This is a genomic window from Dolichospermum sp. DET69 (assembly GCA_017355425.1).
In the GTDB taxonomy this organism is placed as follows: domain Bacteria; phylum Cyanobacteriota; class Cyanobacteriia; order Cyanobacteriales; family Nostocaceae; genus Dolichospermum.
Genome location: CP070233.1, coordinates 4,097,114 through 4,121,663 on the forward strand (window position 1 = coordinate 4,097,114; position 24,550 = coordinate 4,121,663).

Sequence of the window (24,550 nt, forward strand, 5' to 3'; positions counted from 1 at the left end):
ACAGAGAGGGGCGGGAAATAATATTCCCCCTCGACTCTACCCCAAGGGAATATACAAAATTTGAGCCAGATTTATTATATAAATTAGTCCGCATTTTTGATCGGGAAGAATTACGCACAGCTACAGGTGATGTATTTGGGCGAATTTATGAATATTTTCTCAATAAATTTGCCATGACGGGAGCGCAGGAAGGGGGAGAATTTTTTACACCACCTTCTTTAGTTCGTCTGATTGTGAATATTATTGAACCTGATCGGGGAAATGTGCTAGATCCTGCTATTGGTAGTGGAGGAATGGCTGTACAAACTGGGCATTTTCTGGAAGATCGCGGTGATAATGCAGCCGCAAAAATTACTTTTCATGGACAGGAAAAGTCTGATACTAATACCAATTTGGCAAAAATGAACTTAGCGGTTCATGGTTTAGAAGGAAAAATTCGCCAAGGTAATACATTTTATGATCGTTGGGAAGAATTGATCGGTAAATGTAATTATGTCATGTCTAACCCACCGTTTAATGTTGATGGAGTTAGTCCAGATAAAGTAAAAAGTGACCCCCGGTTATTTACAGAGAAGAAAATCCCCGGAATTGCTGCTAAAACTAAAGCTGTTAGTAATGCTAATTATCTTTGGATTCAATATTTTTATAGTTATTTAAACGCCACAGGTAGAGCAGGGTTTGTGATGGCCAGTTCTGCTTCTGATGCGGGACATGGAGAAAAGGAAATTCGCCAAGAGTTAATTAATACCCAAGCGGTAGATATCATTATTTCTATCGGGACAAACTTTTTTTACACTAGATCCCTACCCTGTACTTTATGGTTTTTAGATAAAGGAAAACCAGCAGAGCGCAAAGATAAAATTTTGATGATTGATGCGCGGAATATCTATCGAGTTGTGACGCGGAAAATTCGTGATTTTACTGATGAACAACTCCAGAATATTACCGCCATTTCTTGGTTATATCGTGGACAGTCGGAACGTTTTTTAAAGTTAGTAGGAGAATATTTAAACCAGACGCACCAAGAAGCCGGAAATATTGAAGGTGTATTAAATCAGTTAGATCAACCTTTGGCAAAGTTAACTGAGTTTTTCTACAATTTTAATGATAGTCTTGGTGATTCTTTGCCATTATTAAAGAACTTACCGGAAGTAGAAGAATTAGTGGCTGAAGATATCGCTAATCAAAATTTAGGGGCTTTTCGTGGGACTTTGAACGAGTTAACCGCAGAAGTTGAAGAATTTACTACTGTGAAGAAAAAGGTAATTAGTGATTTACAATTGCATCTGGCATGGTTTAGAGAGAACCTAACCCCCCTACCCCCCTTCCCTACAAGGGAAGAGGGGAAAGACAATAACTCCCCTCTCCTCATAGGAGAGGGGTTGGGGGAGAGGTCAATAAATGAAATACAAAAAGAATGTGCAGCTAAGTTTGCGGTTTTTATTCCTCAATTAAAAACTCTGCAAAAGCACATTAACGAATTACATAAACTGGTAAATCGTGCGGTGGAAATAGCAGAAAAAAAACTAGAAGCGCGTAAACAGGAAGTTTGGGACAATAAGGAAGTTAAAAAACATCAAAATGCACTGGATACGGCAAAGGATACAGGGATTTTTGCGATTAAATCTACGTTGTATATGAAAGCGCAAGTTACCTGGTTACAATCTCGGTTTCCTGATGCGGTTTTTATGGATGTACCGGGGTTGTGTAAGGTGGTAACGCTGGATAATATAGCTCATGAGGATTATAGTTTAACACCTGGGCGTTATGTGGGTGTAGGGATTGCTGCTGGGGAAGATGAGGAGGATATTGAGGAACGGTTAAAGGAGATTCATTTGGAGTTAGCGAGTTTGAATGAGGAAGCAGTGGAGTTAGGGGCGAGTATTTTGGTTAATTTTGAGGAGTTGCTAGGATGACAGAAGTGTTTCATAAACAATTAGTTTCTTTATCAAAACACTGTGAATTATTAACAGGTTATCCTTTCAAAAGTTCTCATTTTAGCCATTCATTACAGGATATTCCATTAGTTAAAGGCGAGAATCTTGGTCATCGTGAAATAGACTGGATAAAAGCTGTTAGGTGGCCAGCTAGTGAAGCAAAAGATTTTGAAAAATTCGAGCTAAATCCAGGAGATATAGTGCTTGCAATGGATCGTCCTATTGTTCAAGGTCGTCTTAAGTTTTCGTGGATACGTAATTATGAACCTCTTGCATTATTAGTACAACGAGTTGCTCGTCTTCGTGGATGTAATGGTCTTACAACTGACTTTTTACGCTACTTAATAGCGAGTCCAGCTTTTCAATCTCATGTTGAAAAAATTACTACTGGTGTTAATATTCCTCACATTAGCGGAAAAGATATCCTATCTTTCTCATTTGCGCTACCCCCATGTGAAACCCAAAAACGCATAGCCGAAATACTCTCAAACTATGACAACCTCATAGACAACAACAACCGCCGAATAGCACTACTAGAAGAGTCTATCCACCTGCTTTATAAAGATTGGTTTGTGCGTTTACGTTTCCCTGGTTATGAGTCAGTAAAAGTAGTTGATGGTGTTCCTGAAGGGTGGAAGAAAAAGACACTTCAAGATATTGTGTCACCTATTAGACAATCTATTCATCCTTCAAATATTGAAGCAAATACGCCTTACGTTGGGCTTGAACATATTCCAAGACAATCTATAGCCCTTACAAATTGGGGATATAGTCACCAAGTGAATAGTAATAAGTTTATCTTTATTAAGAATGATATTTTATTTGGTAAAATTAGACCTTATTTTCACAAAGTTGTTTTTGCACCAATAAATGGTATATGTTCCTCTGATGCTATTGTGATTCGTCCACTAAGCAAAGATTTTTTCGGATTAGCACTAGCACTTGTTTCTAGTATTTCTTTTGTTGATTATACCTCTAAAACATCTAAAGAAGGCTCGAAAATGCCTCGTGCTAATTGGGATGTTATGGAACAATATCCAGCATTAATTCCTAACTCAAAATTATTGGAAGATTTTAATAATTTAGTAAGTTTAGCAACGAACCAAATAACAAATTTAATATTTATGAATCAACGTCTTATCCAAGCTCGTGATTTACTTCTACCGCGTCTCATGAATGGAACTATAACCGTATAAGTAGGTTGGGTTGTTCGCGTTAGCGTTGCGGAGCAATGGAACGAAACCCAACATTTATAAAGGTTTGTTGGGTTTCTCTTCGTTCAACCCAACCTACAAATCAACTATAAATAGAGGATATTATCGAATGGATAAACTAACCAAATATCAACAAATAATTCAACAACTTCTCCAAGAATATGCAGCCTTTTCTAATCAAAATCAAGAAATAGAAACTCAACTAATTTCTGATACGAAAAATCATCATTATCAACTTGTTCATGTTGGCTGGAAAAATCAACGTCGTATCTATGGCTGTATTTTACATCTGGATATCAAAGATGGTAAAGTTTGGGTACAACACAACGGTACAGAAAACGAAATAGGAGAAGATTTAGCAAATTTAGGTATTCCCAAACAAGATATAGTTATCGGTTTTCATTCCCCATTTAAACGCCAATTTACAGATTATGCAGTGGGGTAAATATTAATGAAAAAATTAAAACCAGCCAGGGAATAAATTCCCTGTCTTATAGCTAAAGTGCGTTAAAACGCACTATAATAAAAATATTTTTCAAACAGAAAATCTCCATTATATATTTAATTATGTTGACATACTTACCATAACTTTAATCAAACAATATAAGTTAAATTCAATAAAAAAATAGTCGGTTTTAACCGACTTACGCTTTTAGACAGGGAATTTATTCCCTGGCTTCTTCTGGCTTCAATAATTCAATACTTCAAGACAGAAAAACCCAACATTAACCTTAAAACATCAAGAATGTGTTGGGTTTCTCTTTGTTCAACCCAACCTACGATATTATGGTGATAATATTTACCCATATTGTCGTTTACTGTTATGAGTGCCGAATATTCCGAAGATATCCTAGTCCAACAAACCACAGCAGACTTCTTTGAAAATACCCTAAAATGGCATTCAGTTTACGCCTATAATCAGGAAACCTTCGGTAATAACGGTACACTGGGACGCAAAGACAAAAAAGAAGTCGTTCTCACACGCTATTTACGGGAAGCACTAGAAAAAATCAACCCTGGACATCCCCAGCAAGTATATGATGATGCTATAGAACAATTTACCAACTACAATATTTCAGATCAATTAATCACCATTAACCAGAAAAAATACAAACTTATCCGCGAAGGTATCCAAGGGAAATCATACCAAAATTCAGACGGTGAAAACATAGACCCCCGATTAAAAGTTATAGACTTTCAAAACCCAGAAAATAATCATTTCTTGATAGTGCGGGAAATGTGGGTTCAAGGTTCACTTTACAACCGTCGTCCTGATATCATCGGTTTTGTTAATGGTATTCCCTTATTATTTATCGAACTCAAAAAGACTTGCCGTAATGTTAGAGTAGCTTACGAAGACAACTATACAGATTATAAAGATACTATCCCTGAAATTTTTCACCATAACGCCATAGTCATGTTAAGTAATGGCATAGTGGGAAAAATAGGCAGTATAACCAGTCCCTACGGCTATTTTCAAGAATGGAAACGACTACAAGAAGAAGAAAAAGGAAAAGTTGATTTCCAAACAATGTTAATGGGGATATGTCCTCAAGATAATTTCCTCGACATTATCGAAAACTTCATCGTTTTTGATGACAGTAGCGGTAAAACCATCAAAATTATCGCTCGCAACCATCAATTTTTAGGTGTTAACCGTGCCTTTACAGCCATTCAAGAACGAGAAATCAGAAAAGGCAAGCTAGGAGTTTTCTGGCATACTCAAGGTAGTGGTAAATCCTATTCAATGGCATTTATCACCCGCAAAGTTCACCGTCAGTTAATAGGTACTTTCACATTTTTGATTATTACAGATCGTCAAGAATTAGACACCCAAATAGTCAAAACCTTTGCTGGTGTGGGTGCTATCAAAGATACTGAAACTAAAGCTACAGACGGCGATAATTTAGTTGAATTACTCAAAGAAAATCATAATTATGTTTTTACATTAATTCACAAATTTAATAAACCTGGACAAATTTATTCTCAGCGTTCAGATATTATTGTTATTTCCGACGAAGCCCACCGCACCCAATACGGTAAACTGGCGGAAAATATGCGAATAGGATTACCAAATGCCTCTTTTATTGGTTTTACTGGTACTCCTTTAATGGGTTCAGCAGAAGATCAACTTACCCGCGAAGTTTTTGGTGATTATGTTTCTACCTACGACTTCCAAAGAGCAATAGAAGATGGTGCTACAGTTCCTCTATATTATGATAATCGGGGCGAAGAATTATATTATGAAAATAATGGTAAAAAATGCCAAGTCTCTGCTTCTGAAGAATTAAATAAACGCCTAGCTTCAGCTATAGAAAAATTTAACTTAGATAGCGATGAAGAAGAAGCAGTTTATCGTCGTTTAGGAAAGGAATATTTAGTATTAACAGCCGAAAAACGTTTAGACCGGATTGCCCAAGATTTAGTGGCACATTATACCCAACGCTGGCAAACAGGAAAAGCCATGCTTGTGTGTCTCGATAAGATTACGGCGGTAAGAATGCACGGTTTAATTGATAAATACTGGAAACAAGCAATACAGCAACAAAAACAGTTACTTAAACAAGCCACTGATGCACAAGAAGCGATAGAATATCAACAACATTTGCAATGGTTAGAAGCAACAGAATATTTAGTAGTTATTAGTGAAGCCCAAAACGAAGTTAAAACTTTTCAAGATTGGGGTTTAGATATAATTCCCCACCGTCAAATTATCAAAAGTCGAGATTTAGAGGAAGAATTTAAAAAGGAAACACACCCTTTCCGTTTAGCTATTGTTTGCGCCATGTGGTTAACAGGTTTTGATGTTCCCAGTTTATCTACTCTTTACATGGATAAACCCTTACAAGGACATAATCTCATGCAAACCATCGCCCGTGCAAACCGTGTTTATGAAGGGAAAAATAACGGTTTATTAATTGATTATAATGGCATTTTGAAGTCTTTACGGGCTGCTTTAGCCAGATATGCCCGGACAGAAGTAGAGGTAAGAATAGATGATCAAAATGATAACAATAATGGCACTTTACCTTACAATGACTTAAATAAATTACAGACAGATTATGCGAAATCTCTTGATGCTTGTATTCAACACATTTCTAATCTGGGATTTGATTTACAAGAATTAATAGAATCAACAGGATTTGATAAAATTGCGGCTTTAGACAGTGCGGTTAATGCCGTTTGTACCAATGATGAATCCCGCGCCCGTTTTTATGTATTAGCTAGAGAAGTTTTCCAGAAAAAACAGGCATTAATTACAGAAATAAAATTAACTATTCCCTATCAAGATAAATATAATGCTATCGAAGCTATTTATCAACATTTACAGGAACAAAATAAAAAATCTTTTGATCTTAACGCTGTTCTCTATTCTCTCCAAAATGTCGTTAGCGATTTAATTAATGTTGATACTTCCCGTTTACCCGGTGCAGATTCAGGGAAAATTTATGATATTAGCAAAATTGACTTTGATGTATTAAAAGCAGAATTTGCTAATTCTCCCACTAAAAATATTTCTGTCCAAACTCTGAAAGAAGCTATTGAACGTCAACTTCAGAGAATGTTAAAACAAAATTCATCTCGCATGGATTATTACGCCCGTTATCAACAAATTATCCAAGACTACAACCGCGAAACAGACAGAGTAACTATTGAACAAACTTTTGAAGAATTGCTAAAACTGGTAAAAAACCTTTCAGAAGAAGATACCCGCGCTGTGCGTGAAGGTTTAACTGAAGAACATTTAGCTGTTTTTGACTTACTTTGTGATTCTAAAGATAGTTTAGATAATAAAACCAGAAACCGCATTAAACAGGTTGCCCAATCACTAATTGAAGCGGTAAAAGCAGAATTACAGCAACTAGAAAACTGGCGAGATAAAGAATCTACAAAAGCAACAATTAAAAGTTTTATTCGTGATTATCTGTGGAGTGATGAAACAGGCTTACCTGATGCCTATGATGATAGTGATGTAGACAAACTAAGTAATGTGGTATTTCTCCACGTCTATCAGCAGTATGAAAATGCTAATAATCATCCTTATGCAGCTTGATAAGTTCTTGATATGCACACATCTTTTAACGGAATTGGTTTTTGGAAACAAATATAATATCTTGGTGCTAGAATGACAATTTTTGTTTTTTAGCTCGTTATTTAGTACAATTGATCTATACATATAAGTGTAGATAAAATATCCAATTTGCAGTTCTAAAATATGGCTCGCGGTGAAATTCTCAGAAAACTCTTCAAAAGCTTCTCTTGCAATGAGAGAGAAGAGTTTTTGGCTGCGGCTAACGAACTAATTGAAGAAGAAAGAAATAAAAATCACATCCTGCTGGCTAGAGACTTGGAAAAACTACTGCACAATGGCAATGGCTACAGTAAACCCCTAGCATCTAACCTAGCTCCCTTGACACAGTTTCCTGAACCACCTAAAGATAAAGACACTGGACTGGCTTTACTAGATGTCAAGCGATTTGACTTAACATGGGATCACATCGTCCTCAGTGAAAAAATTTTTGATAACCTGCAAGAAATAGTTTTGGAAAACCGTAAACAAGACATCCTTGCAGCCTATAACCTCAAACCCAAAAATAAACTGCTCTTTTGTGGACCACCGGGTTGTGGTAAAACCCAAACCGCAAAAATTCTCTCTAGTGTCTTGAGTCTACCCCTTGTTTACGTGAACCTGACAGCAAGGGTTTAAATAGTAATAATTTGATAATATAATTTACAAAAAGTAAATATCTTAGAGCGATTATTATGAGCAATATGTGAGAGTCCTTGTTTGGGATACTCACAACCGAGCTTTTAGCGACAATTCACTAAAAAATGCGATCGCTCACTTCACTATCATAATAACCCTTTAATTCCCCTGTGACTTACCAGCAGCAACAGACTCTTTTTTTTGTAACCAATCTCTAATCGCCTCCTCCAAAGCCGCAGTTTGCGTCATTTCCAGACGCGCACAGGCAATTTCAAAGGCGATTTTTATGTCTTTAGTCTTTAGGGACTCTTCCCCTAACCTCTCTAGTTTCTTCTGCCATCCTAATTAGAAGCCCAAGCTTGCGGTTTTTATTTTTGCACAGTCTTTGAGAAAAAAACATTTGCGCTATTGAGTTATATCTAGCCATCAAGATGCTCACACCACAAAAGTTTCATTATTTAATTTAAGCTTGTACTTCAAAAGAGCAAAATCTGCTGTACACTCGTAATTCCCGAATTTTTACATACCAATTAACATCATTAAATTATCGGTAAATTCCACTTTTATAGTGTTACTATTTTTCACAATTATGTTAGAATACATAAATAGTTATTCTGTAAAAATATGACACCAGAAGAATTATTAAATCAAATATCAGACGGCATTTGGATTAATAAAGGTGGGTTGAAAGTTCCCGATGATGTCGTTCAGGCTTTGCAACGAAAAGAGGATTGGTTTGATGGATTAAACCCTGTTGTTTATTCAAAAGACAATCTTCCTGATATAAAAGGAATTTTAAATTTTTTCTCCGAACAGGAATTAGATCAAGAGGTTGGTTTCGCTGCAACTGAGATTTTGCAATCTTGCTACGGTGTGAATAAAGTAGTTAATTCAAAAGTTCACGATAATCCCCAAGCATCAGGAGAGAATAAATTAGATTTACTTGCTGGTCAAGCTACTAAACCGGACGATTACACAGCAGCAGTAGAAGTAAATAATTTATTTATGAATTGGGGAAATATTGTCAAAAGTAATTATACAAATAACAGTGATGATATTTTTCTAAGAATCAAAAGCATCGAAGAGACTAATAAAAATTGGTTTCAAGATAAAGTTGATGATTTGAAGGCACAAATATTAGCTGCTTATGATGATTTGATGTCACGATTTGATGAACAAGAAGATCCTGTACCCCAAGAAGTCAGGAATCATTTTATTGCAGTTAGAGAAAAAACTGAACAGAACTTTTCTGAAGCCATAACTGAGTTTCCACAAGACAACGACAATTTAGTAAATATATTTCTAGAATTATTTAACAAACTCAAAGAAGAATTGAATAATATACTTCAGCGAATTAAAGAAACGATATTTGGCAAAGATGAATCTAAAGCTGCCAAGGCAGAGGCCAGACAAGAAAATAAAGGCAAAGTAGATATAATCAAATTCCTAAAAAGTAAAGTCATTCGTCCTGCTATGGTAGGTATTAAGAAGCTATTCACACAGGGTAAAAAGTTGGTTGAGTTCAAAGACCAAGCTAACTATGCTCAAGATAATCTAAAATCACAGTTTGGAAGTGTTGTGAGTAATTATGGTGCAATCACACCAGTACCAACACCAACTAATTTAGATGTTGTCAATGTTCTTGGCAAAATAGCTGAAAGTTTGCTATCAACATTTATATTAAAAGGCATTTCATTACCAAGAGCATTTTTTGATGCTATTAAAAATACTGTAGTTTCAGTCATCACCAAAAGATTATCTATTCCTGCCAGTGAAGCAATTCGATATATTACGGGAGGGTTGCTAAAATCAGCCAAAGACTTATTACCAGCGATTTTTAATAATACGGGAATGTTTGCGGGTGCATGGGGACTTTTAACCGCTTGCGCTCCTTATATTTTGGCAGCAGCAATAATTATAATCATTGCTATAAATATGGCTAAAAAGAATCAATTGGGTAATTTCATTTGGTTGTTAGGAATTAAAGAGAATCAGATTGAACCTGACCTGGGAATTGCCAGAGTAAGCGGTGATTCACTGGAACGTATGAAATGTTTGAAAGAGTTTAAACTTGACTTTCTTGAGGAAACAAATAAACAATATCAATATTTATATGCTTTAACCTTTAAAAGTGAGAACCTTTCTAGAAGCTTTGACATGACCGAAGAAATGCCAATCATATTATCAGAAGAAGCTGCTAAAATTATCAGAGATGGGTTTTCTTATTTAGAAGATATGCCACCTTATTGATAATAATTTGGACATACAATTTTATGCCTACAGAATTTACAAATATTAAATATGAACCGGATGGTTCGGCTGGAGAAATCCAAGTAGTGACAGAATGGCCAGTGTGGAACTGCAAAAAGCAGGAATGGATTAAAGGAGAAAAAACTACACTGAGAAATATATTACTTGCAGCAATGCACCCTGGATTAATTTTCGCCATTGGGGAAATTCCCACTACAGAGAAAAATCCATCAACATTAAATCCGTTTAAGCCAAAAAATTATGAAAATGCGTTCTTTCTGGATTTAGCCAGTGGTTCTAGAAATCATGGCAGATTTACCTTTACCAATAAATCTACAGTTGGTAAATATTACTATGGCACTGCTGATAAAGAGCAATGGAAACGCATAATTTACGGTTCAATTCTTCATACTGGCTGTAAGAAAATCATCTATTTGGAAATGAAATACATTGTTGTAGATGATGAAAATCGTGATCCTGATGGTAATTTGTTAGATGACCCAGTAAATAACATTCATTGGAAAACTGGCGACTCCCACGCTAAAGCTAGTCTGCGTCTGATGGAAATATTAGGTTTACCTGTAGAAGAAACTGAGAACGTAGATATAGACAAGCCAATTCAATTTAGAGCGGCTTTATTTAAAGAATGGATAGGAAAAGGTACACTTGCCTATAATCCACATCTGGATACTTCAGGATTTGATTTAGCAATTCCCTTATCTTCACTCAAGGGTAATAAGCCAGCGTTAGGAAACTATCAAGGTAAAATATTAATGGGATTAGTATTTGATGGGGAAGTTCGTAGAGCTAAACCTGGTTGGATGCTTTTACAGTGGTTCTCGTTTGAAGTCTTAGAAAAAGACAACATTATTGATAACCTGCGGGGAAAATGCGATCGCCTATCTCAAGCCTACAATTCCATTGTTGATTTAGCTGAAATTCTCAGAATTGACCAGTCAGAAGCTGAAGCAGAATTACAGGAAGGAAGTGAAGAATTACAGTCTGAAGCAGAATATGAAAATACCATGATTCGTGTCGTCAGGGTTGATAAAAATGGTGTTTTGTTACTGCATCCCTACATCGTCAAACGGATTAAGGAACGATTACGGGCTTTATGGTTGAATTTGGCTAAAGCAGCAGGAATTAGGTTTTATTCTGTGATGGTACAGCCTGATGAAAGTTTGGCACATTACCATACTGCTTTACCAGACGGTTCGATCAAGGGTAGAAAAGTATTCTGTGCGCCTGACTTTGAAGAGGGTTTATACATAGTTTTCTGTAACCCTATGAGACATTGGGGGGACTGTCAATTGTGGGAAAATAAATATGAAGGGACTTATACCAATGCAACGGGAATTATGGCAGTTCCTACTAAGCTCGCTTTGACGCTTGGCAGAGATTTTGATGGAGACTTCGTACAGTTAATAAAGGCTAGTGCGTATCCAAATATGCGGAATGCGATCGCCAATTTCAAAAAGCCTCCAGCAACAAAGAAATTTCCGAAAATGGCATTACAAGGAAATCTTCAACAGATTGCTCTTAACTCCATGAATGACATGACTGGGATTGTGGCCAGTTTATTGGCTAGAGCAAAAGCTGCTAATGCGGAGGATAAAGTTTTGTTAATTCCTGCCGGTGGTGAACAAAAAGAAAACGAGGAAATGACCGTTATTGATTTTCTATCCCAACAAGTACAAATTGCTGTTGATAGTTTGAAGTCTGCATATCCCAATAATAAAAACGGATTAGATGCGGTTAAGAAATTCTTAGATGAAATAGAAGCTGAAGCCCCATGGTTAAAGGATTTTAAAAATGATGATTGTTATGCAAAAAGACCTTGTGCAGTTAATCAAGATTCACAAGATACAATTTCTAGACTGGTAAAATTAGTTAATGGCTATTGGGGAGAACCTAAATTTTTTGATGGTGATTTGAGAGCTTACGAAAAAGTTCTTTTCAGTGATATTGAACCTTCTCAGGAACAATTGGATTATGCTCTTGCTCATCGTGCAGCTTACAGAGAAGCTATTGGTAGAGCTATCAAATGGAAAGTGCAAAACGATGGTAGTACAATAATGATTAGGCAGATTGCACAGGCAACTAAAAATAGTAAAGAAAAGATATTTGCAAAAACCAGTCCAGACGGAAAACTCTATGATCCACGTTCTTGGGCTGCGGCTTATTGGAGAATAGCACATCAAGCGGAAACTGGAGATGCCGGTTTAGCTTTTATGATATTTGGAGATGAGATTGTGACTGAACTTAAAAACATCCCAGAAAAAGAAACCCAAACATTAGTAGTTTATGGGGTAGATAAAATTGGTATTCCCCAACTTCAGAAAAAATGGACAGGGCAAGAAATTCAAGTCAGAGGGATTATTGATGAGTACAATGGCAAAACTTATTTTAAGCTACAGGCTTATAATCAAAAAACTCTGGATTGGATTAATTTAGGCAATATTTCTGATAAATATCAGCCTTATTTTTTGCCAGGACAATCAAAGAGAATGAAGATTTACTCAATTTCTATGAACGCACAAGGTAAGACCAAACGAGCCGCATTATTCAACAAAGATATGAGTCAAGAAGAAATTGATAAATGCTTAATTTTTGAGCTTAGTGCCACAACTAAATAATAAGTTATAATTTTGTAAAGCTTAACAACTTACCCTAAAAATACCCCGATGAACGCTCAATTAATTGAATATATTCAAACATCAACTGGACTACAAAAAAACACAGTTGAATCCGTTCTCAGTGCTTTTGTCAAATACATTCAAATAAGTCTAACTCAGAAATTTTCTGTTAACTTATTAAAGTTTGGGACTTTCTCAGTCCGATTTCTTGATGAAAGAGAAGGACGTAACCCTAAAACTGGTGAGAACATAACAATTTCTGCTAAGTGGAAACCTAGATTTAAGTTTTCTGCCGATTTTGTTGTCAATCCAGATCCCGTTGCTGAGTTTGAAGCTAAAGAGCCTAAAATTTGGCAAATTCAAATAGATGGTATAGCTGTTGAAGTCCCAGAGTTTAAACTTCATTCTTATTCTGTTACTAAAAATACTCCAGTCTGGAGTGAAGAAACAGGTTGGGAATTAGCGAAAAATATTCCAGAACTTGAATATTTATTTTAGATTTTGGATTATCTCAATAGATATTGTACAAAAATACCCCTGTCCAAAAAGGATAGAGGTATTTTTTTGAGAGGATTAATTCATCAATTTCAACGTTACGGAGTTAATATTTTTAATCCGTATAATTTACCGTCAAAACCATTGAAATTTCCGATAATTAGTCCATTTGCAGTGTTGTATGTTTGTGTAACTGGTTTTGATGCTGAAACTCCATTTACATCCAGTGTTACTACATTATTGGATCTAATTATTTTGATAGTATCGAGGGCATTAATACCAGATACAGAATTGGGGATTGTGATGACATTATTCTGCCCAGCACCAACATCAAAGCACCAATTCGAGCCATCTGGGCGCAGATTCAAAAATCCGTCTGGTTCAACTCCCATGATATTAGAATATTGGGGATCAATTGCTAATTTAATTTCTATGGCGAAATCTGCATTAAAGTTTTCCTCTATACCCTTGATGGTTAAAGAAGATGATCTTTTGACAAAGGACAGATGCTCACCTAATGAATCTATTCCAGCAGTTATATTATTAGCCAAAATGCTCAAACCATTGGCTAACATAGTAGCCATATTTAATTGGTAGGATTTATTAAGGTTGTTAGGAATTGGATTAGGGTTAGGATTTGGGTTAGGGTTAGGGTTAGGTGTTGGAATTGGATTTGGATCAGGGTTTGGATTTGGATTTGGGTTTGGATTAGGGTTTGGATTAGGGTTAGGTGTTGGATTTGGATTTGGATCAGGGTTTGGATTAGGGTTTGGCGGTGGAGGTGTTGGAATTGACTGTAAAATGAGCGATTTAATATCACCAAACTTCACTCCTTTTGGACCGCCCAGAGTGGGAACAAGAGCAATCAGGGTGTCATCATTAATAAGGTTAGGTGCGATCGCTTCACTTGCTCTATCCACAATAATTAATTGGGCTGTTTTCACTGGAGCATATTTAGCCCCTTTGACAGAACCGAGTAGAAGTTGGACTGTTTCTTCTCCTTCCTCGTAAGCATCTTGTACCACGCTCACAGGAACGTATTTATTGTCACTTTCACCATCCGCCCAGGTAAGAGTAACGCTGACTTTTTCAATATCTTTGCCTACAGTTGCACTTTCGGTTTTAGCAGTTACTTTGACAGTTGCAATTCCAGATGTACCACCAGTACGGCTAACTGCTATTCTGTCACCTACCCAAGTACCAGATTCAGTGATTTTATAGGTAGGTTTGGTAAATTGAAGGATTCCCGTTGATAGAGTTGGTGTGGTTGGCATGAGTTTAATTCCAAAAAATCAATAGTTTGTATTAATAAGGTGGGTATTACCCACCATAAAATAGTTAAAAATTAAGTTTGGACTAATAAACCGCAAGCAATTACCAAACCATCTGTTGCCTTGCCAATAATATGAACAGATACATAAGGATCATTGGCAGCATCAACATAGACAACATTAATATTATCTAATTGAGAAAAGATATTTTTAATGTCAATGGAAAAATCCAAAGATTTAACAGGCATTGCTAAATCTGCCAGAGTTGCAGCAGGGGTTAAAGGTGTGATAGTTGCACCAGTTGGTACTAAGTCTGGATATAAAGAGTAAGCTTTTTCTAACAATTCTTGAACAGCCATTTTATTGCGGTTAGCAAATGCTTGTTCTAAGGTTTCATATCGGATTGTGCGAGTTTGAGGAACTACATAACCGGGAGGAATTAACCCAGTTTCATCAAGTGCATCAGTTCTCGTTTCAGACTTGCGAAGTGAAGCATCTAAAGACAGATAGCGTTTTTCATCCAAGATTAAATTTGTTGATGTTTTGACCGAAAGAGGTGCGCCATTGCTAGATTCGGTTTTTTCAAAGTCGTTGGCATCATCACGAATAATCTTGGTGCGAAGCAAAGTAGAAGCGTCTTTCTTGGTTAATGTAGTAGCCATTGATTTTTACCTAAAATCTAAAATTCTTAGATTATTCTAACATCAGAAAGCCGAAAATAGTCAACCCTAAAAATCAGCTAAAGTATTGCTGTAAATGGTTCTTAGATTATACCAAACTGGTTTATTTTATAATTAATAACTAATCAAATTGATTTTATTAAACCAGTTTTATTAGCTCCACTTCCCAGCAATTATCTTAATTTCTCCATTTTCTTCAGAGATGGATTCAATATTAAAGCCATTAGCAGCTAGAGAATTTAAGGCATTTTCACGGGCATAGTTAAAGGTTAAAGTTCTCATAAATTTTTCAGCATGATGATTAGCTCCAGCGTAATTGAGAAACTTGAATTCATCTTCTAATTTCACAAATCCGAAATCACTGGAATCATTCCAGCGAGACTTAGCTTGTGGTCTATGAATAACAAAATCAATTGTTTTGTAATTCTCGAAGCAGTGAGTAGTAACGTTTTTCTCTAGTGTTGCGCTAACAAGAATATTTTCGAGTCCATCCTCAATCATTTTTCTAAGCACAGATTCTAAAACTTCAGCGTTTTTGATTGTAGTTCTGATGTGGGTTAAGTGTGACATTGTTAGTTCCTATTTTGAATGGTTCTGAAAATACCAGCTTTTCCTATTGCCCAATTGTCTAAACTTTCTGTTTTTGGCATCGTTTAGCGTAGTTTGTGTCAATAACGTGCTGAATTGCAAGCTGTGAAACCCTCAAGTATTCTTGACTGGGTTTTTTGTCTATTTCTTGTCCTTGTCGGTAGTTTTTGTAAACCAAAGCCTGTAAATATGTTGGTACTAATTTCCAATGACTACTACACATCAGGTATTGGGGTTTCACTTTCATACAACAGTTTGGAAGATGGCAGTAATGGCACTGAGAAATTAATTTATGTTCTACTTGTTTAGCCATAAATTATCGTCTTGTTTAACATAAATTTCTGGGTTTTGATATATGGCTTCACCACGCAAGCTATCAGGTAATAATTCCTGAGATTCAATATTGCCTAGAGATTTTTCTAAACCTGCGGTTAAATTAATGCAAGTTTCACCATCACCATTAATTATTCGCTCTGTGATAATTCCGTCTTTACCGATGGTAATTTCAATTTGTTGGTATTGCATCTGAAAATCCTATCCTTTGGTTTATTAAAAGGTGGTAGCTAACCACCAATTACGCTACTTTCTTTACTGATTTAATGAGTCAATAATTTCTGAGATTCAACTGGGAAATTGTGGGATTATTTGATGTCATGTAATCCTTGGAAAATTCTGAATAATTTCCAGGGTACTGTCAAGAAACCTATTGATTAACTCAATCCTTACTTCATAAGATATATTGGAATTACCCAGATTTTCAATTTGAAATTTTGCCGCTACCATATTATTGATGGCTATTGATAATTTCCTCTTTATTTCATTAATTACCTCTTCATTAATTTCTGTATTGTTTGTTAAAGTTGTACCTTGAATTAATTCACTAATTTCTGACATTGTAGGTTTATATTGCCAACTTGAAAAATCTCTGTCTGATGCCATATCAAATACCTCAATCATCAAACTCTATAAGCGGTAGCAATTGGATAAAGCTAATTTCAGCAATTAGTCAGTTGCATTAAAATTCTAATTTTGTGCATTCTTAGTATTGCTTTAAAAAGCAGTAAGACGGGGCAGTTTAGTAAAACCACCCCTAATTTCTTTAATGTTCAGATGGTAGTAAAAGAATGCTATTTTCAATGTATAGCTTCATTTCTGTTAAAGGAAAATCAGTAAATTCAATGTCTTGTCTAATTACTGGTTTTATTCTCTCAACTGGCGTATCTTCCCAGCAAGTTAACACTGCTTTATGATTAGGGTTGGGATTTATAAAACCGTATTTTTGAGGTAATTGATTTTCGGTATTAGTGACAGTTAATAACCATAGCTGAAAATATCTCAAGTTTTCATTAGACAGTAATTTCTTGGTTTGATGGGAAGTTATCGCATCTATTAACCAATATGCTTGGGCTTTTTCTGCTAAATGATTTACTCCGTTAGTGTACTTTAACACTTTGCTCCAATGTAAATAATACTGTTCACTGCCAGTAAAATTAGCTAAATCCTGAATCAATTTTGTGGCTGAAATCATGGATTATTCCAAATAATTATCAACCTCTAAAGGCGGTAGCACAAAATTAATTTCACTCACTTTTAAACTGGCACTTTTAGCACCGCTATATTCTGCCCATTTAGTTAAGGATTGAATTTGAGTTTGGGAGATTTGAGCTAATGGTATACAACTACCAATAGAATCCAACAAATCACCTTGAGTAAATTCTTCATTGCGACTGAAAGCATTTTGCATCCCTTCATAAATCACTTGTTCAATTTCAGCCCCAGAAAAATCTTTTGCCCGAATCGCTAATAGTTCAAAATCAAAATCAGTGCGATTAGGACGCAGACGGTTTAGATGGACTCGGAAGATTTGTAAACGCTCTGTTTTACTAGGCAGATGTACAAAAAATATTTCATCAAGTCTGCCTTTACGAATTAATTCAGCAGGAAGCAATTCAACATTATTAGCAGTGGCAATAATAAATACTGGGCTGGTTTTTTCCTGCATCCAAGTAAGCAATGTGCCGAACACGCGCCTAGATGTACCAGAATCACCGTCACTTCCAGCATTGATATTGCCAAATGCCTTATCAATTTCATCCAGCATGAGACAACAAGGAGATATAGCCTCAGCTAGTCTAATTACCTGTCTTACCCGGTTTTCACTTTCTCCAACAATGCTACCAAATAGCCTTCCAACGTCCAATCTGAGTAACGGTAATTTCCACTCAGCAGCAATGGTTTTAGCTGACAAACTTTTCCCAGTCCCTTGAATCCCCGCAAGTAAAACCCCCTTGGGACTGGGTAAACCGTACTCACGCGCCGCATTGCTGAAACTATTTGCTCTGATTCTCACCCATTGCTTGAGATTTTCCAGCCCCCCAACCGAATCTAAACCAGCTTGTACAGGGATAAACTCTAAAATCCCAGTTTCTCTGATAGTTTGCCGCTTTTCCTCGATTACAGCAGCGATCGCACTCTCATTAATTTTGCCTGATTTGGCTAAACATTTTGCCAACACTCGACTAATTCGGCAACGACTCAACCCCTGGCAAGCCTTCACTAACTGCTCATAACCAGAATCGTCTAACTTAATCTTGCTCCCAACCAACTTAGAGATTAAATCATAAATTTCATCGGTATCTGGAAGTGCAAAATCAATAACGGTGCTTTCTTCCCGTAATTCTACAGGCAATCTCAATTCATGAGTTAGTAGTACGAGTGTACGCTTGTCCCGTGAAATATCCCTGGCCAAATTTTTGATTTCTCGAATTAACGGTAACTGTGCAGGGGTAATTTGACCGTTACCTGTGGGGGCTATCAAACTGGCCACATCTTTGAGAACAAATATCGTTGATTGATTAGCAGATGATTTTGCTACCCTTCCCAAAGCATCCATAGGATTCCCTTTACCCTGCCCATCTTCACTCCAGCCACGCGCGTAATCCCAGAAATAGATTTGTGATTTTCGTGATTGGCATAACACAATTAATTCTTGTTCTGCTATTTCTTCTTCTGGAGTTACTACATAAATCAAAGGAAACCTAGCCGATAACATTAATTCAAGTTCTGATTTTTCGGTTTCAGTAACTTTGTATGTCCCTGATTTTTCAGACATTTCAAGAGTCTCCTAACAGCGTATAACGTTCTCTTAAACAGTTACGATTTAGTAATCTAATCCAAGTTGAAGCTTTCTTGAAATCAAACTTTTTGGCAAATTTTTTGAATTTTATACAACGGCATTTACCATTGGGAAATTGAGCTAAAAAATGCCCAGACTCAATATCAAAAATCATTACTTTCATTTTGTTTTGTTTGTCCAGTAACAAAATTAGAAATTGTTATGCTCTCTCAACAAAAACGAGATAGAATTGACGAAAAACACTATGCCGCAACAGGTTTTCTAGATTTTTTGGCAACTTGACTCTCCAATTCTTCAACACGCAGTTTTAATAAGTCTCTCTCATCCATTAGTTCTCTGATTTCAGCATTCAAGCCGTCAATATCAACATCTACTTGCAACTCAGATGTAGATTTTTCTTGTAGTTGTGTTTGAAGTTTGGTAATAGTTTCGTTGGCTTGTCTGACTTGCTCTTGAGAAGTCGTTAATTGAGACTCAATAACCAACTTTTGACCAGACTCCCCTTGCAAGGCTTGAACCTGTTCACGCATAACTATCACTTCACGTTCACGAGCCTCTAACGCACCATTTAATTTAGCAATTTCACCTTGCCGTTCTTGTTCACGGGTTTGAACTTCTGCCAATTCAGTTAGTTGTTTAGCAAATTCATTGTTTTTGAGAACTAAATCATTGCGCTCATTCTGCACTGTTTCTAATTGCAGTCTGAATGTCTCAGAATCAGCTAATTGCTGTTTATTAATTGATAAATATGCTTCCTGCAATTCTTTACGCTGACGCTCATATTCAGCCTTATAAAAATCCAACTGCATTTGAAACTGAGGAAAATCTTTGAGTTGAGATTTTAATAAATCATTCTCTTCTGCTAAAGTTTTAATGCGATCGCCACTAATTGTAGTGTCAGCCTTTTGATGCCCAAATGTATAAAGAATAATTCCCAGTTGTTTTGATAATTGGTGAACCTCTTCAGGAATTTCTGTTTCATCTAAAGTTTGGTCATCATTTAAAATTTCTGCAACAAGGTTTTTCTCACCCTTGCTGGCTTTAAGTGCCTGAGTATTATCTTTCCGCCATTCTTCCAAGAATCTACAAATATTCTCAGAACTTCCACCAATCCCGTAAATTTCCTTGAGAGCCGCTTGTACAGAACGGACAACAATCCGAATACGATTTTTTTGCAGCACGGCACAAGCTTGATCAACCATCTCCCGATTGACGCTGTTGTACCTGATAGTTTTATCAAACTCAAAACCAGATAAATCTAGGGTTGTAAATGTTGTTGGTAGCTTGGTCATAGCAGAAACCAATATGGTGCTTGTAAAAACCATGCTACCACAGCTACCATCTTGGTGTATACGCTAATTATTAAATTTTGTTAAGTTGAGGCATAGAAAAATAACGTATTTGACGCAGATTCTACGCCATAAGTTTCAAAAAGTGAAACTAAATATTTTCTAACCGAGTTGCAATTTGCCTCAAAAGAGATACTAGTTGTTCTTTAGAAGCCCCTGAAATCATTGCTGATAGACGTTCATAATGAGATAAGGTTTGTCTTCCCTCCAGATAATCCATAAGTTCATTTACTGTTTCACCCCTTAATTTAGCGATTTTTTCTAAATTAGGACGTTTTGGGATCGTATTACACGATTCCCAGTCAATAATTGTACTGTGCTGTACACCGAGTTCTCTGGCAAAACTCCTGAGATCCCTGCCAGCCCTTAGATTTACAATTATTTCAGCAAATCTTTTTTTAGCCTCTAAATCCACTTGATTACACCCTTGATATCTATTGGATGTATCAGAAAATTAGATACTTTTGTGGTTGTCATAGAAACCAACTTGGATGATAATGAATATACAAAAGATAGAAACCAGGATGGTGTTTATCATGAAAACTGAGAACGTAAAAAGAAGAAATCGAACTCGCAAAAACAAAGAATTTCAGCCTAAACAGTTAAAAGTGCAAAATCGTGGTGACGGGAAGGTTCAAAAAACGCTCTCTATTAGGCAAGAAACACATCATGCACTGGCAAGAATTGCCCATGACAGGAATCTCTGGGAGTCCGATTTGGCGGAGATGGCTATTTGTACATATTTGGGGATTGAACCGCCACCACCGCCCATGGAAAAAAGTAAGCACATTAAGAATATGGGCGATAACAGAAAATTCCCAAATCCCGCAGGACTTAACAACTTATCAAAAATAGAATCAAAAGAAATTACTCCGTAGACAGAACTTCTTATTGTCCACCCTTAAATAATTTCAAGAAGTAACAATGTTTGCTAGAGAACTCCCAACATTTTCAATATTCGACCACCTAAATAAATTGCAAATAGTCAGACAGACTCGAACTGCTATTAGGGCTATTTGTCCAATTTGTGGTGGTAACAATCTTGAGATCACAACATCTGGCAAAACTGCCGGACGTTACGCTTGTTATTCCAATATTGGATGTACATCAGAACAGATTAGAGAAGCGATCGCTCCATTGGTCCAAGGCAACACACCCAGATTAGAAGCCTTTGAAAAAGCTGGAAGTCATTATAGGGGTTTGGGCAGACGGATAAACCTAAGAGTTTTACCTGCACCGCTCAAACTCTACAAGCCTGTACTTTTACCAGCAGGTGAAATAGTTCTGGCCACACTTCCAGAAGATGTAGATGTTCTACCAATAGTTCAAAAGGGACTTAACACAGAAATCATCTATCACTACAGTTGTGAGCAGTGGGTATTAAGAACTGACTTTTATAACGAAGCCGGAGAACGCACCCATAAAACGACGAAGCCTTGGCATATCAACGCAGACAGTAAGAACGTCAATTCCAAGGGTGAAAAACCATGGCCAATTTACAGAATCCATGAAGCTGAACAATTTGCAGTTGATCAATGGGTGTTGGGTGTTGAGGGCGAAAAGTCTGTGGAAGCAGCCCGTTTTCTTGGTATTTGCACCGTTACTTGGATGGGTTCAGCCTGGTCTGATGTTGATTTAGAAAGTGGGTTAATTTCTCTCAAAAAGGCGGGTGTGGCTGGTTTAATCTACTTGCCAGACAATGATGAGATTGGCATGAAAAAGGCATTAGCGATTGCCAACGCAGCCGCCAAAATCCAATTTCCTTGTCTCGTCTTGAACCCGTTGGAACTTTGGGAAGAAATGCCAGAAAAAGGCGATATTGCCGACTGGATAGTAGCTAATGGGGATTGGAGTCGTGAACAGTTCATTGCAATAATGAACCGGCTGATAGGACAAACTGCTGATAAATTTACTGAAAAACTTGTCAACTGGGATGCTGAATTTATCGAATATGGGGGTGATGGTGGTAATCATAGATCAATTATTGAGTCCTGGTGTGAAGCTGAATTTTCGGATTTGGTGGCTGAAAAGTATCGTGATCAGTTGGCTTGGAATGTGGAGGAAGAACAATGGTACAGATATTCTGCAAACATTGATGGTATTTGGGGATTAGAAACCTCTGATGCTGTCTCATTGATTTGTGAAATAGAAATCAAACCCTACAAGTATTATTTCTGTGACAAATATGGTAGACCTCACCCTATCTCACACGGTTTCACTTCGGGCGTTGAGCGCAAATTAAGAGCAAAATTAGCCGTTAAAGAATGGGATGAAATTACGGGTTTCATTCCTATGATTAACGGGCTGTTAAATCCTACAACTCTTGAACTTACCCCCCACTGTCCCGCCCATAGACTGACTTGGTGTTTACCCTATCAATATTCGGCGATCGCAACTTGTCAACCGATTATTGACTGGTTTAATTCTCAAGTTCAAGATCAGGGGACTATAGATGTTTTACGGGCTTATCTTTATGCTGTCGCCAGTGGTAAATCAGAGTGGCAACAATATTTAGAAATCATCGGCAAGGGTGGGACTGGTAAGGGGACTTATACCCGATTAGCACAGGCACTTGTAGGACTTAGAAATACCCACTCTACAAAACTGCAAAAACTGGAAAAATCTAACTTTGAATCTGCTTCACTCAAAGGTAAACGCCTATGTGTGATCACTGACTCAGAAAGATTTGCGGGTGAGGTTTCAATACTTAAAGCTATGACTGGTTCTGATTTAATCCCCTACGAAGTCAAGGGTAAACAATCTACATCAGGTTTTATATATCCTGGGATGATAATTATTGCTGGTAATGAAGCGATCGCATCATCAGATTATACATCTGGCACAGAACGTCGTCGGATTGGTGTCTGGTTTGATCAGCAGGTTGAGCGTAAAGACCAGCGTGTTTTACTAGATTTTCGGACTAACGGCGAAATGTTTGGGGAGTTTGCCGGATATATCCCCGGACTTCTTAACTGGGTTCTGAGTATGGGTGAAGTTCGTGCTAAGGAACTTCTGAAAAATCACTGTGAAGCTTCCCAATTACTCTGTCAGCAAAAAGCAACCATGCTGACAGAAACCAATCCTTTAGCAGCTTGGGCAGATGAAGAACTTGTACAAGAAACTGGGTATAGAAATTATGTAGGCATTGCCCAACAAATCAGATTTACAACGGGTGATATAGGTCAATCTGAATCCTGGACTGCATATCGCAACGCCAATACTTGGCTTTATCCTAACTATTGTCAATACGCGCAAAACACAGGCACAAATCCGTTATCTCAGAAACGGTTCACCAGTTTGTTACTTGATTTGTTACAGGCACAGTTAAAGTTGCCAATTTCCAAAGGAACAGACAGAAAGGGGTCTTATTTTCAAGGGATCAGAATAAGAACAGGTAGCGATGATGACATTTCTACATTAATCACAAAATTGTCTGAATTAGAACTAAATAATAGTGATTTGAATACTGAATCAGAAAAATGTGATGGGTCGTGTGATGGGTTGGTGATGGATAATGTGATGGCTAGACCAATTGTACAGCAAGCCTGTGATGGGTGTGATGGCAAAATTGACAATTATTCAATTGAGAATGAGAACACAAAAAATAGTCTAAGTATGAATACTGGTACAGCCTTACAAGAAAATTTGGCTTCTGACCCATCACAACCCATCACACAGGTAGTTGTAGAAGTGCCTGAAACTTTTGCTGTAGTTGAGTTTGAAGCTACTGTGATGGGTGAATTTGTACCATCACAATTACAAGAGTTGCAACAATCAGGAGAAGTTGCCAATACTGAGACAGAAAAAGCAGAAGATTTTATCAATGTAATTGCTGAAAGAAACAACAAATTCCCCATCGGTTCTTATGTTTACTACAAGGATTCCAGGTTTAAAGGATTTGGGGACTTAGGAAGCAAAAGACTATGCCAAGTAATTGCACATTTAGATTGGTGTCCAGAACATATTCAAGTTAAAGGTAAAGGCGTTGAAGGAATCGTAGCGTGTGCTGACTGCAAGCCTCTAACCCGGTATGAAGAATTAAAGCTTGGTTTGTCTAGAAAATAGCTTCATTTTTTACCTTCATATTCAATTTTTATTTTTCTTTCCTCCCTCCCATTCCCTACCCCCTATTCACTATTCACTAATAACAACAACAAATATCCATGAAAGAAACATTTCCAGAATTACTTAGAAGGTTGGCGATTGCTCACTATCAGAGAAAGCTAAACGAAGGACTTTGTTCACTTCCAGAAAACATAAAATTCGTTCAACTACCAAAGGTTTCT

Annotated in this window: 20 protein-coding genes and 2 pseudogenes; 10 read left to right on the top strand and 12 right to left on the bottom strand. The window is 36.9% G+C overall.

Going from position 1 to position 24,550, the window contains the following annotated elements; translation table 11 throughout:
• Nucleotides 1-17: 17 nt before the first annotated feature.
• The 5 genes and pseudogenes from EZY12_18730 (at nt 18) to EZY12_18750 (ending at nt 7,850) form a co-directional block, all read left to right on the top strand.
• Nucleotides 18-1,916 (top strand): N-6 DNA methylase, encoded by a 1,899-nt coding sequence (locus EZY12_18730; protein QSX70731.1) that lies wholly within the window; start codon nt 18-20, stop codon nt 1,914-1,916.
• Nucleotides 1,913-3,133 (top strand): restriction endonuclease subunit S, encoded by a 1,221-nt coding sequence (locus tag EZY12_18735; GenBank protein QSX66792.1) that lies wholly within the window; start codon nt 1,913-1,915, stop codon nt 3,131-3,133. Before EZY12_18730 ends, EZY12_18735 begins: the two co-directional genes overlap by 4 nt.
• Nucleotides 3,134-3,260: 127 nt before the next feature.
• The gene (locus EZY12_18740; protein ID QSX66793.1) at nt 3,261-3,596 is read left to right on the top strand and encodes a XisI protein; all 336 of its coding nucleotides are present in this window, start codon (nt 3,261-3,263) and stop codon (nt 3,594-3,596) included.
• Between the two features lie 378 nt (nt 3,597-3,974).
• Nucleotides 3,975-7,205 (top strand): type I restriction endonuclease subunit R, encoded by a 3,231-nt coding sequence (locus EZY12_18745; GenBank protein ID QSX70732.1) that lies wholly within the window; start codon nt 3,975-3,977, stop codon nt 7,203-7,205.
• A 162-nt stretch (nt 7,206-7,367) separates the two neighbouring features.
• Nucleotides 7,368-7,850, top strand: a pseudogene (locus EZY12_18750) (AAA family ATPase).
• A gap of 168 nt (nt 7,851-8,018) precedes the next feature.
• Here the strand turns inward: EZY12_18750 and EZY12_18755 are convergent.
• Nucleotides 8,019-8,199 (bottom strand): annotated as a pseudogene (locus tag EZY12_18755) (hypothetical protein).
• A 284-nt stretch (nt 8,200-8,483) separates the two neighbouring features.
• On the opposite strand from EZY12_18755, the gene EZY12_18760 reads away from it, so the two are divergent.
• From EZY12_18760 to EZY12_18770, 3 genes are read left to right on the top strand one after another with little or no spacing between them, the layout of a single operon-like run.
• The gene (locus EZY12_18760; protein ID QSX66794.1) at nt 8,484-10,109 is read left to right on the top strand and encodes a hypothetical protein; all 1,626 of its coding nucleotides are present in this window, start codon (nt 8,484-8,486) and stop codon (nt 10,107-10,109) included.
• A gap of 23 nt (nt 10,110-10,132) precedes the next feature.
• Complete coding sequence (locus EZY12_18765) at nt 10,133-12,745, top strand: hypothetical protein (GenBank protein ID QSX66795.1); 2,613 nt, start codon at nt 10,133-10,135, stop codon at nt 12,743-12,745.
• A 48-nt stretch (nt 12,746-12,793) separates the two neighbouring features.
• The gene (locus tag EZY12_18770) at nt 12,794-13,243 is read left to right on the top strand and encodes an HU family DNA-binding protein (GenBank protein QSX66796.1); all 450 of its coding nucleotides are present in this window, start codon (nt 12,794-12,796) and stop codon (nt 13,241-13,243) included.
• 95 nt (nt 13,244-13,338) lie between these two features.
• On the opposite strand, the gene EZY12_18775 is transcribed toward EZY12_18770, so the two are convergent.
• From EZY12_18775 to EZY12_18825, 11 genes are all read right to left on the bottom strand, one after another.
• Nucleotides 13,339-14,514, bottom strand: a complete 1,176-nt coding sequence (locus EZY12_18775; GenBank protein QSX66797.1) for a hypothetical protein — start codon at nt 14,512-14,514, stop codon at nt 13,339-13,341.
• 71 nt (nt 14,515-14,585) lie between these two features.
• A complete protein-coding gene (locus tag EZY12_18780; protein QSX66798.1) occupies nt 14,586-15,173 on the bottom strand; it encodes a hypothetical protein in 588 nt (195 codons plus the stop codon).
• A gap of 171 nt (nt 15,174-15,344) precedes the next feature.
• Nucleotides 15,345-15,761 carry a DUF1257 domain-containing protein gene (locus EZY12_18785; protein ID QSX66799.1) on the bottom strand — a complete coding sequence of 139 codons (417 nt, stop codon included), beginning with the start codon at nt 15,759-15,761 and terminating at the stop codon, nt 15,345-15,347.
• 58 nt (nt 15,762-15,819) lie between these two features.
• Entirely contained in the window at nt 15,820-16,092 is a 273-nt protein-coding gene (locus tag EZY12_18790) for a hypothetical protein (GenBank protein QSX66800.1), read from the bottom strand.
• Nucleotides 16,077-16,304 carry a DUF2997 domain-containing protein gene (locus EZY12_18795; GenBank protein QSX66801.1) on the bottom strand — a complete coding sequence of 76 codons (228 nt, stop codon included), beginning with the start codon at nt 16,302-16,304 and terminating at the stop codon, nt 16,077-16,079. Before EZY12_18795 ends, EZY12_18790 begins: the two co-directional genes overlap by 16 nt.
• Nucleotides 16,305-16,430: 126 nt before the next feature.
• On the bottom strand, nt 16,431-16,718 hold the full coding sequence (locus tag EZY12_18800; protein ID QSX66802.1) for a hypothetical protein: 288 nt from the start codon (nt 16,716-16,718) through the stop codon (nt 16,431-16,433).
• Between the two features lie 160 nt (nt 16,719-16,878).
• Nucleotides 16,879-17,307 (bottom strand): hypothetical protein, encoded by a 429-nt coding sequence (locus tag EZY12_18805; protein QSX66803.1) that lies wholly within the window; start codon nt 17,305-17,307, stop codon nt 16,879-16,881.
• Nucleotides 17,308-17,310: 3 nt separating this feature from the next.
• The gene (locus EZY12_18810; protein QSX66804.1) at nt 17,311-18,891 is read right to left on the bottom strand and encodes an AAA family ATPase; all 1,581 of its coding nucleotides are present in this window, start codon (nt 18,889-18,891) and stop codon (nt 17,311-17,313) included.
• Between the two features lies 1 nt (nt 18,892).
• A complete protein-coding gene (locus EZY12_18815) occupies nt 18,893-19,078 on the bottom strand; it encodes a hypothetical protein (GenBank protein QSX66805.1) in 186 nt (61 codons plus the stop codon).
• A gap of 79 nt (nt 19,079-19,157) precedes the next feature.
• Nucleotides 19,158-20,207: a hypothetical protein gene (locus tag EZY12_18820; GenBank protein QSX66806.1), complete on the bottom strand. Its 1,050-nt coding sequence runs from the start codon at nt 20,205-20,207 to the stop codon at nt 19,158-19,160.
• 148 nt (nt 20,208-20,355) lie between these two features.
• Nucleotides 20,356-20,679, bottom strand: a complete 324-nt coding sequence (locus tag EZY12_18825) for a hypothetical protein (protein ID QSX66807.1) — start codon at nt 20,677-20,679, stop codon at nt 20,356-20,358.
• Nucleotides 20,680-20,800: 121 nt separating this feature from the next.
• On the opposite strand from EZY12_18825, the gene EZY12_18830 reads away from it, so the two are divergent.
• Both EZY12_18830 and EZY12_18835 read left to right on the top strand, forming a co-directional pair.
• Nucleotides 20,801-21,142 carry a hypothetical protein gene (locus tag EZY12_18830; protein QSX66808.1) on the top strand — a complete coding sequence of 114 codons (342 nt, stop codon included), beginning with the start codon at nt 20,801-20,803 and terminating at the stop codon, nt 21,140-21,142.
• 46 nt (nt 21,143-21,188) lie between these two features.
• The gene (locus tag EZY12_18835; GenBank protein QSX66809.1) at nt 21,189-24,329 is read left to right on the top strand and encodes a hypothetical protein; all 3,141 of its coding nucleotides are present in this window, start codon (nt 21,189-21,191) and stop codon (nt 24,327-24,329) included.
• Nucleotides 24,330-24,550 lie beyond the last annotated feature (221 nt).

What these genes read in the sequence shown, in the direction of transcription:
- EZY12_18770 (QSX66796.1), top strand. Translation starts at nt 12,794, where the DNA reads ATGAACGCTCAATTAATTGAATATATTCAAACATCAACTGGACTACAA.
- EZY12_18745 (QSX70732.1), top strand. Translation starts at nt 3,975, where the DNA reads ATGAGTGCCGAATATTCCGAAGATATCCTAGTCCAACAAACCACAGCA.
- EZY12_18775 (QSX66797.1), bottom strand. Translation starts at nt 14,514, where the DNA reads ATGCCAACCACACCAACTCTATCAACGGGAATCCTTCAATTTACCAAA.
- EZY12_18835 (QSX66809.1), top strand. Translation starts at nt 21,189, where the DNA reads ATGTTTGCTAGAGAACTCCCAACATTTTCAATATTCGACCACCTAAAT.
- EZY12_18800 (QSX66802.1), bottom strand. Translation starts at nt 16,718, where the DNA reads ATGGCATCAGACAGAGATTTTTCAAGTTGGCAATATAAACCTACAATG.
- EZY12_18790 (QSX66800.1), bottom strand. Translation starts at nt 16,092, where the DNA reads ATGGCTAAACAAGTAGAACATAAATTAATTTCTCAGTGCCATTACTGC.
- EZY12_18735 (QSX66792.1), top strand. Translation starts at nt 1,913, where the DNA reads ATGACAGAAGTGTTTCATAAACAATTAGTTTCTTTATCAAAACACTGT.
- EZY12_18740 (QSX66793.1), top strand. Translation starts at nt 3,261, where the DNA reads ATGGATAAACTAACCAAATATCAACAAATAATTCAACAACTTCTCCAA.
- EZY12_18805 (QSX66803.1), bottom strand. Translation starts at nt 17,307, where the DNA reads ATGATTTCAGCCACAAAATTGATTCAGGATTTAGCTAATTTTACTGGC.
- EZY12_18780 (QSX66798.1), bottom strand. Translation starts at nt 15,173, where the DNA reads ATGGCTACTACATTAACCAAGAAAGACGCTTCTACTTTGCTTCGCACC.
- EZY12_18815 (QSX66805.1), bottom strand. Translation starts at nt 19,078, where the DNA reads ATGAAAGTAATGATTTTTGATATTGAGTCTGGGCATTTTTTAGCTCAA.
- EZY12_18785 (QSX66799.1), bottom strand. Translation starts at nt 15,761, where the DNA reads ATGTCACACTTAACCCACATCAGAACTACAATCAAAAACGCTGAAGTT.
- EZY12_18795 (QSX66801.1), bottom strand. Translation starts at nt 16,304, where the DNA reads ATGCAATACCAACAAATTGAAATTACCATCGGTAAAGACGGAATTATC.
- EZY12_18820 (QSX66806.1), bottom strand. Translation starts at nt 20,207, where the DNA reads ATGACCAAGCTACCAACAACATTTACAACCCTAGATTTATCTGGTTTT.
- EZY12_18765 (QSX66795.1), top strand. Translation starts at nt 10,133, where the DNA reads ATGCCTACAGAATTTACAAATATTAAATATGAACCGGATGGTTCGGCT.
- EZY12_18760 (QSX66794.1), top strand. Translation starts at nt 8,484, where the DNA reads ATGACACCAGAAGAATTATTAAATCAAATATCAGACGGCATTTGGATT.
- EZY12_18830 (QSX66808.1), top strand. Translation starts at nt 20,801, where the DNA reads ATGAAAACTGAGAACGTAAAAAGAAGAAATCGAACTCGCAAAAACAAA.
- EZY12_18810 (QSX66804.1), bottom strand. Translation starts at nt 18,891, where the DNA reads ATGTCTGAAAAATCAGGGACATACAAAGTTACTGAAACCGAAAAATCA.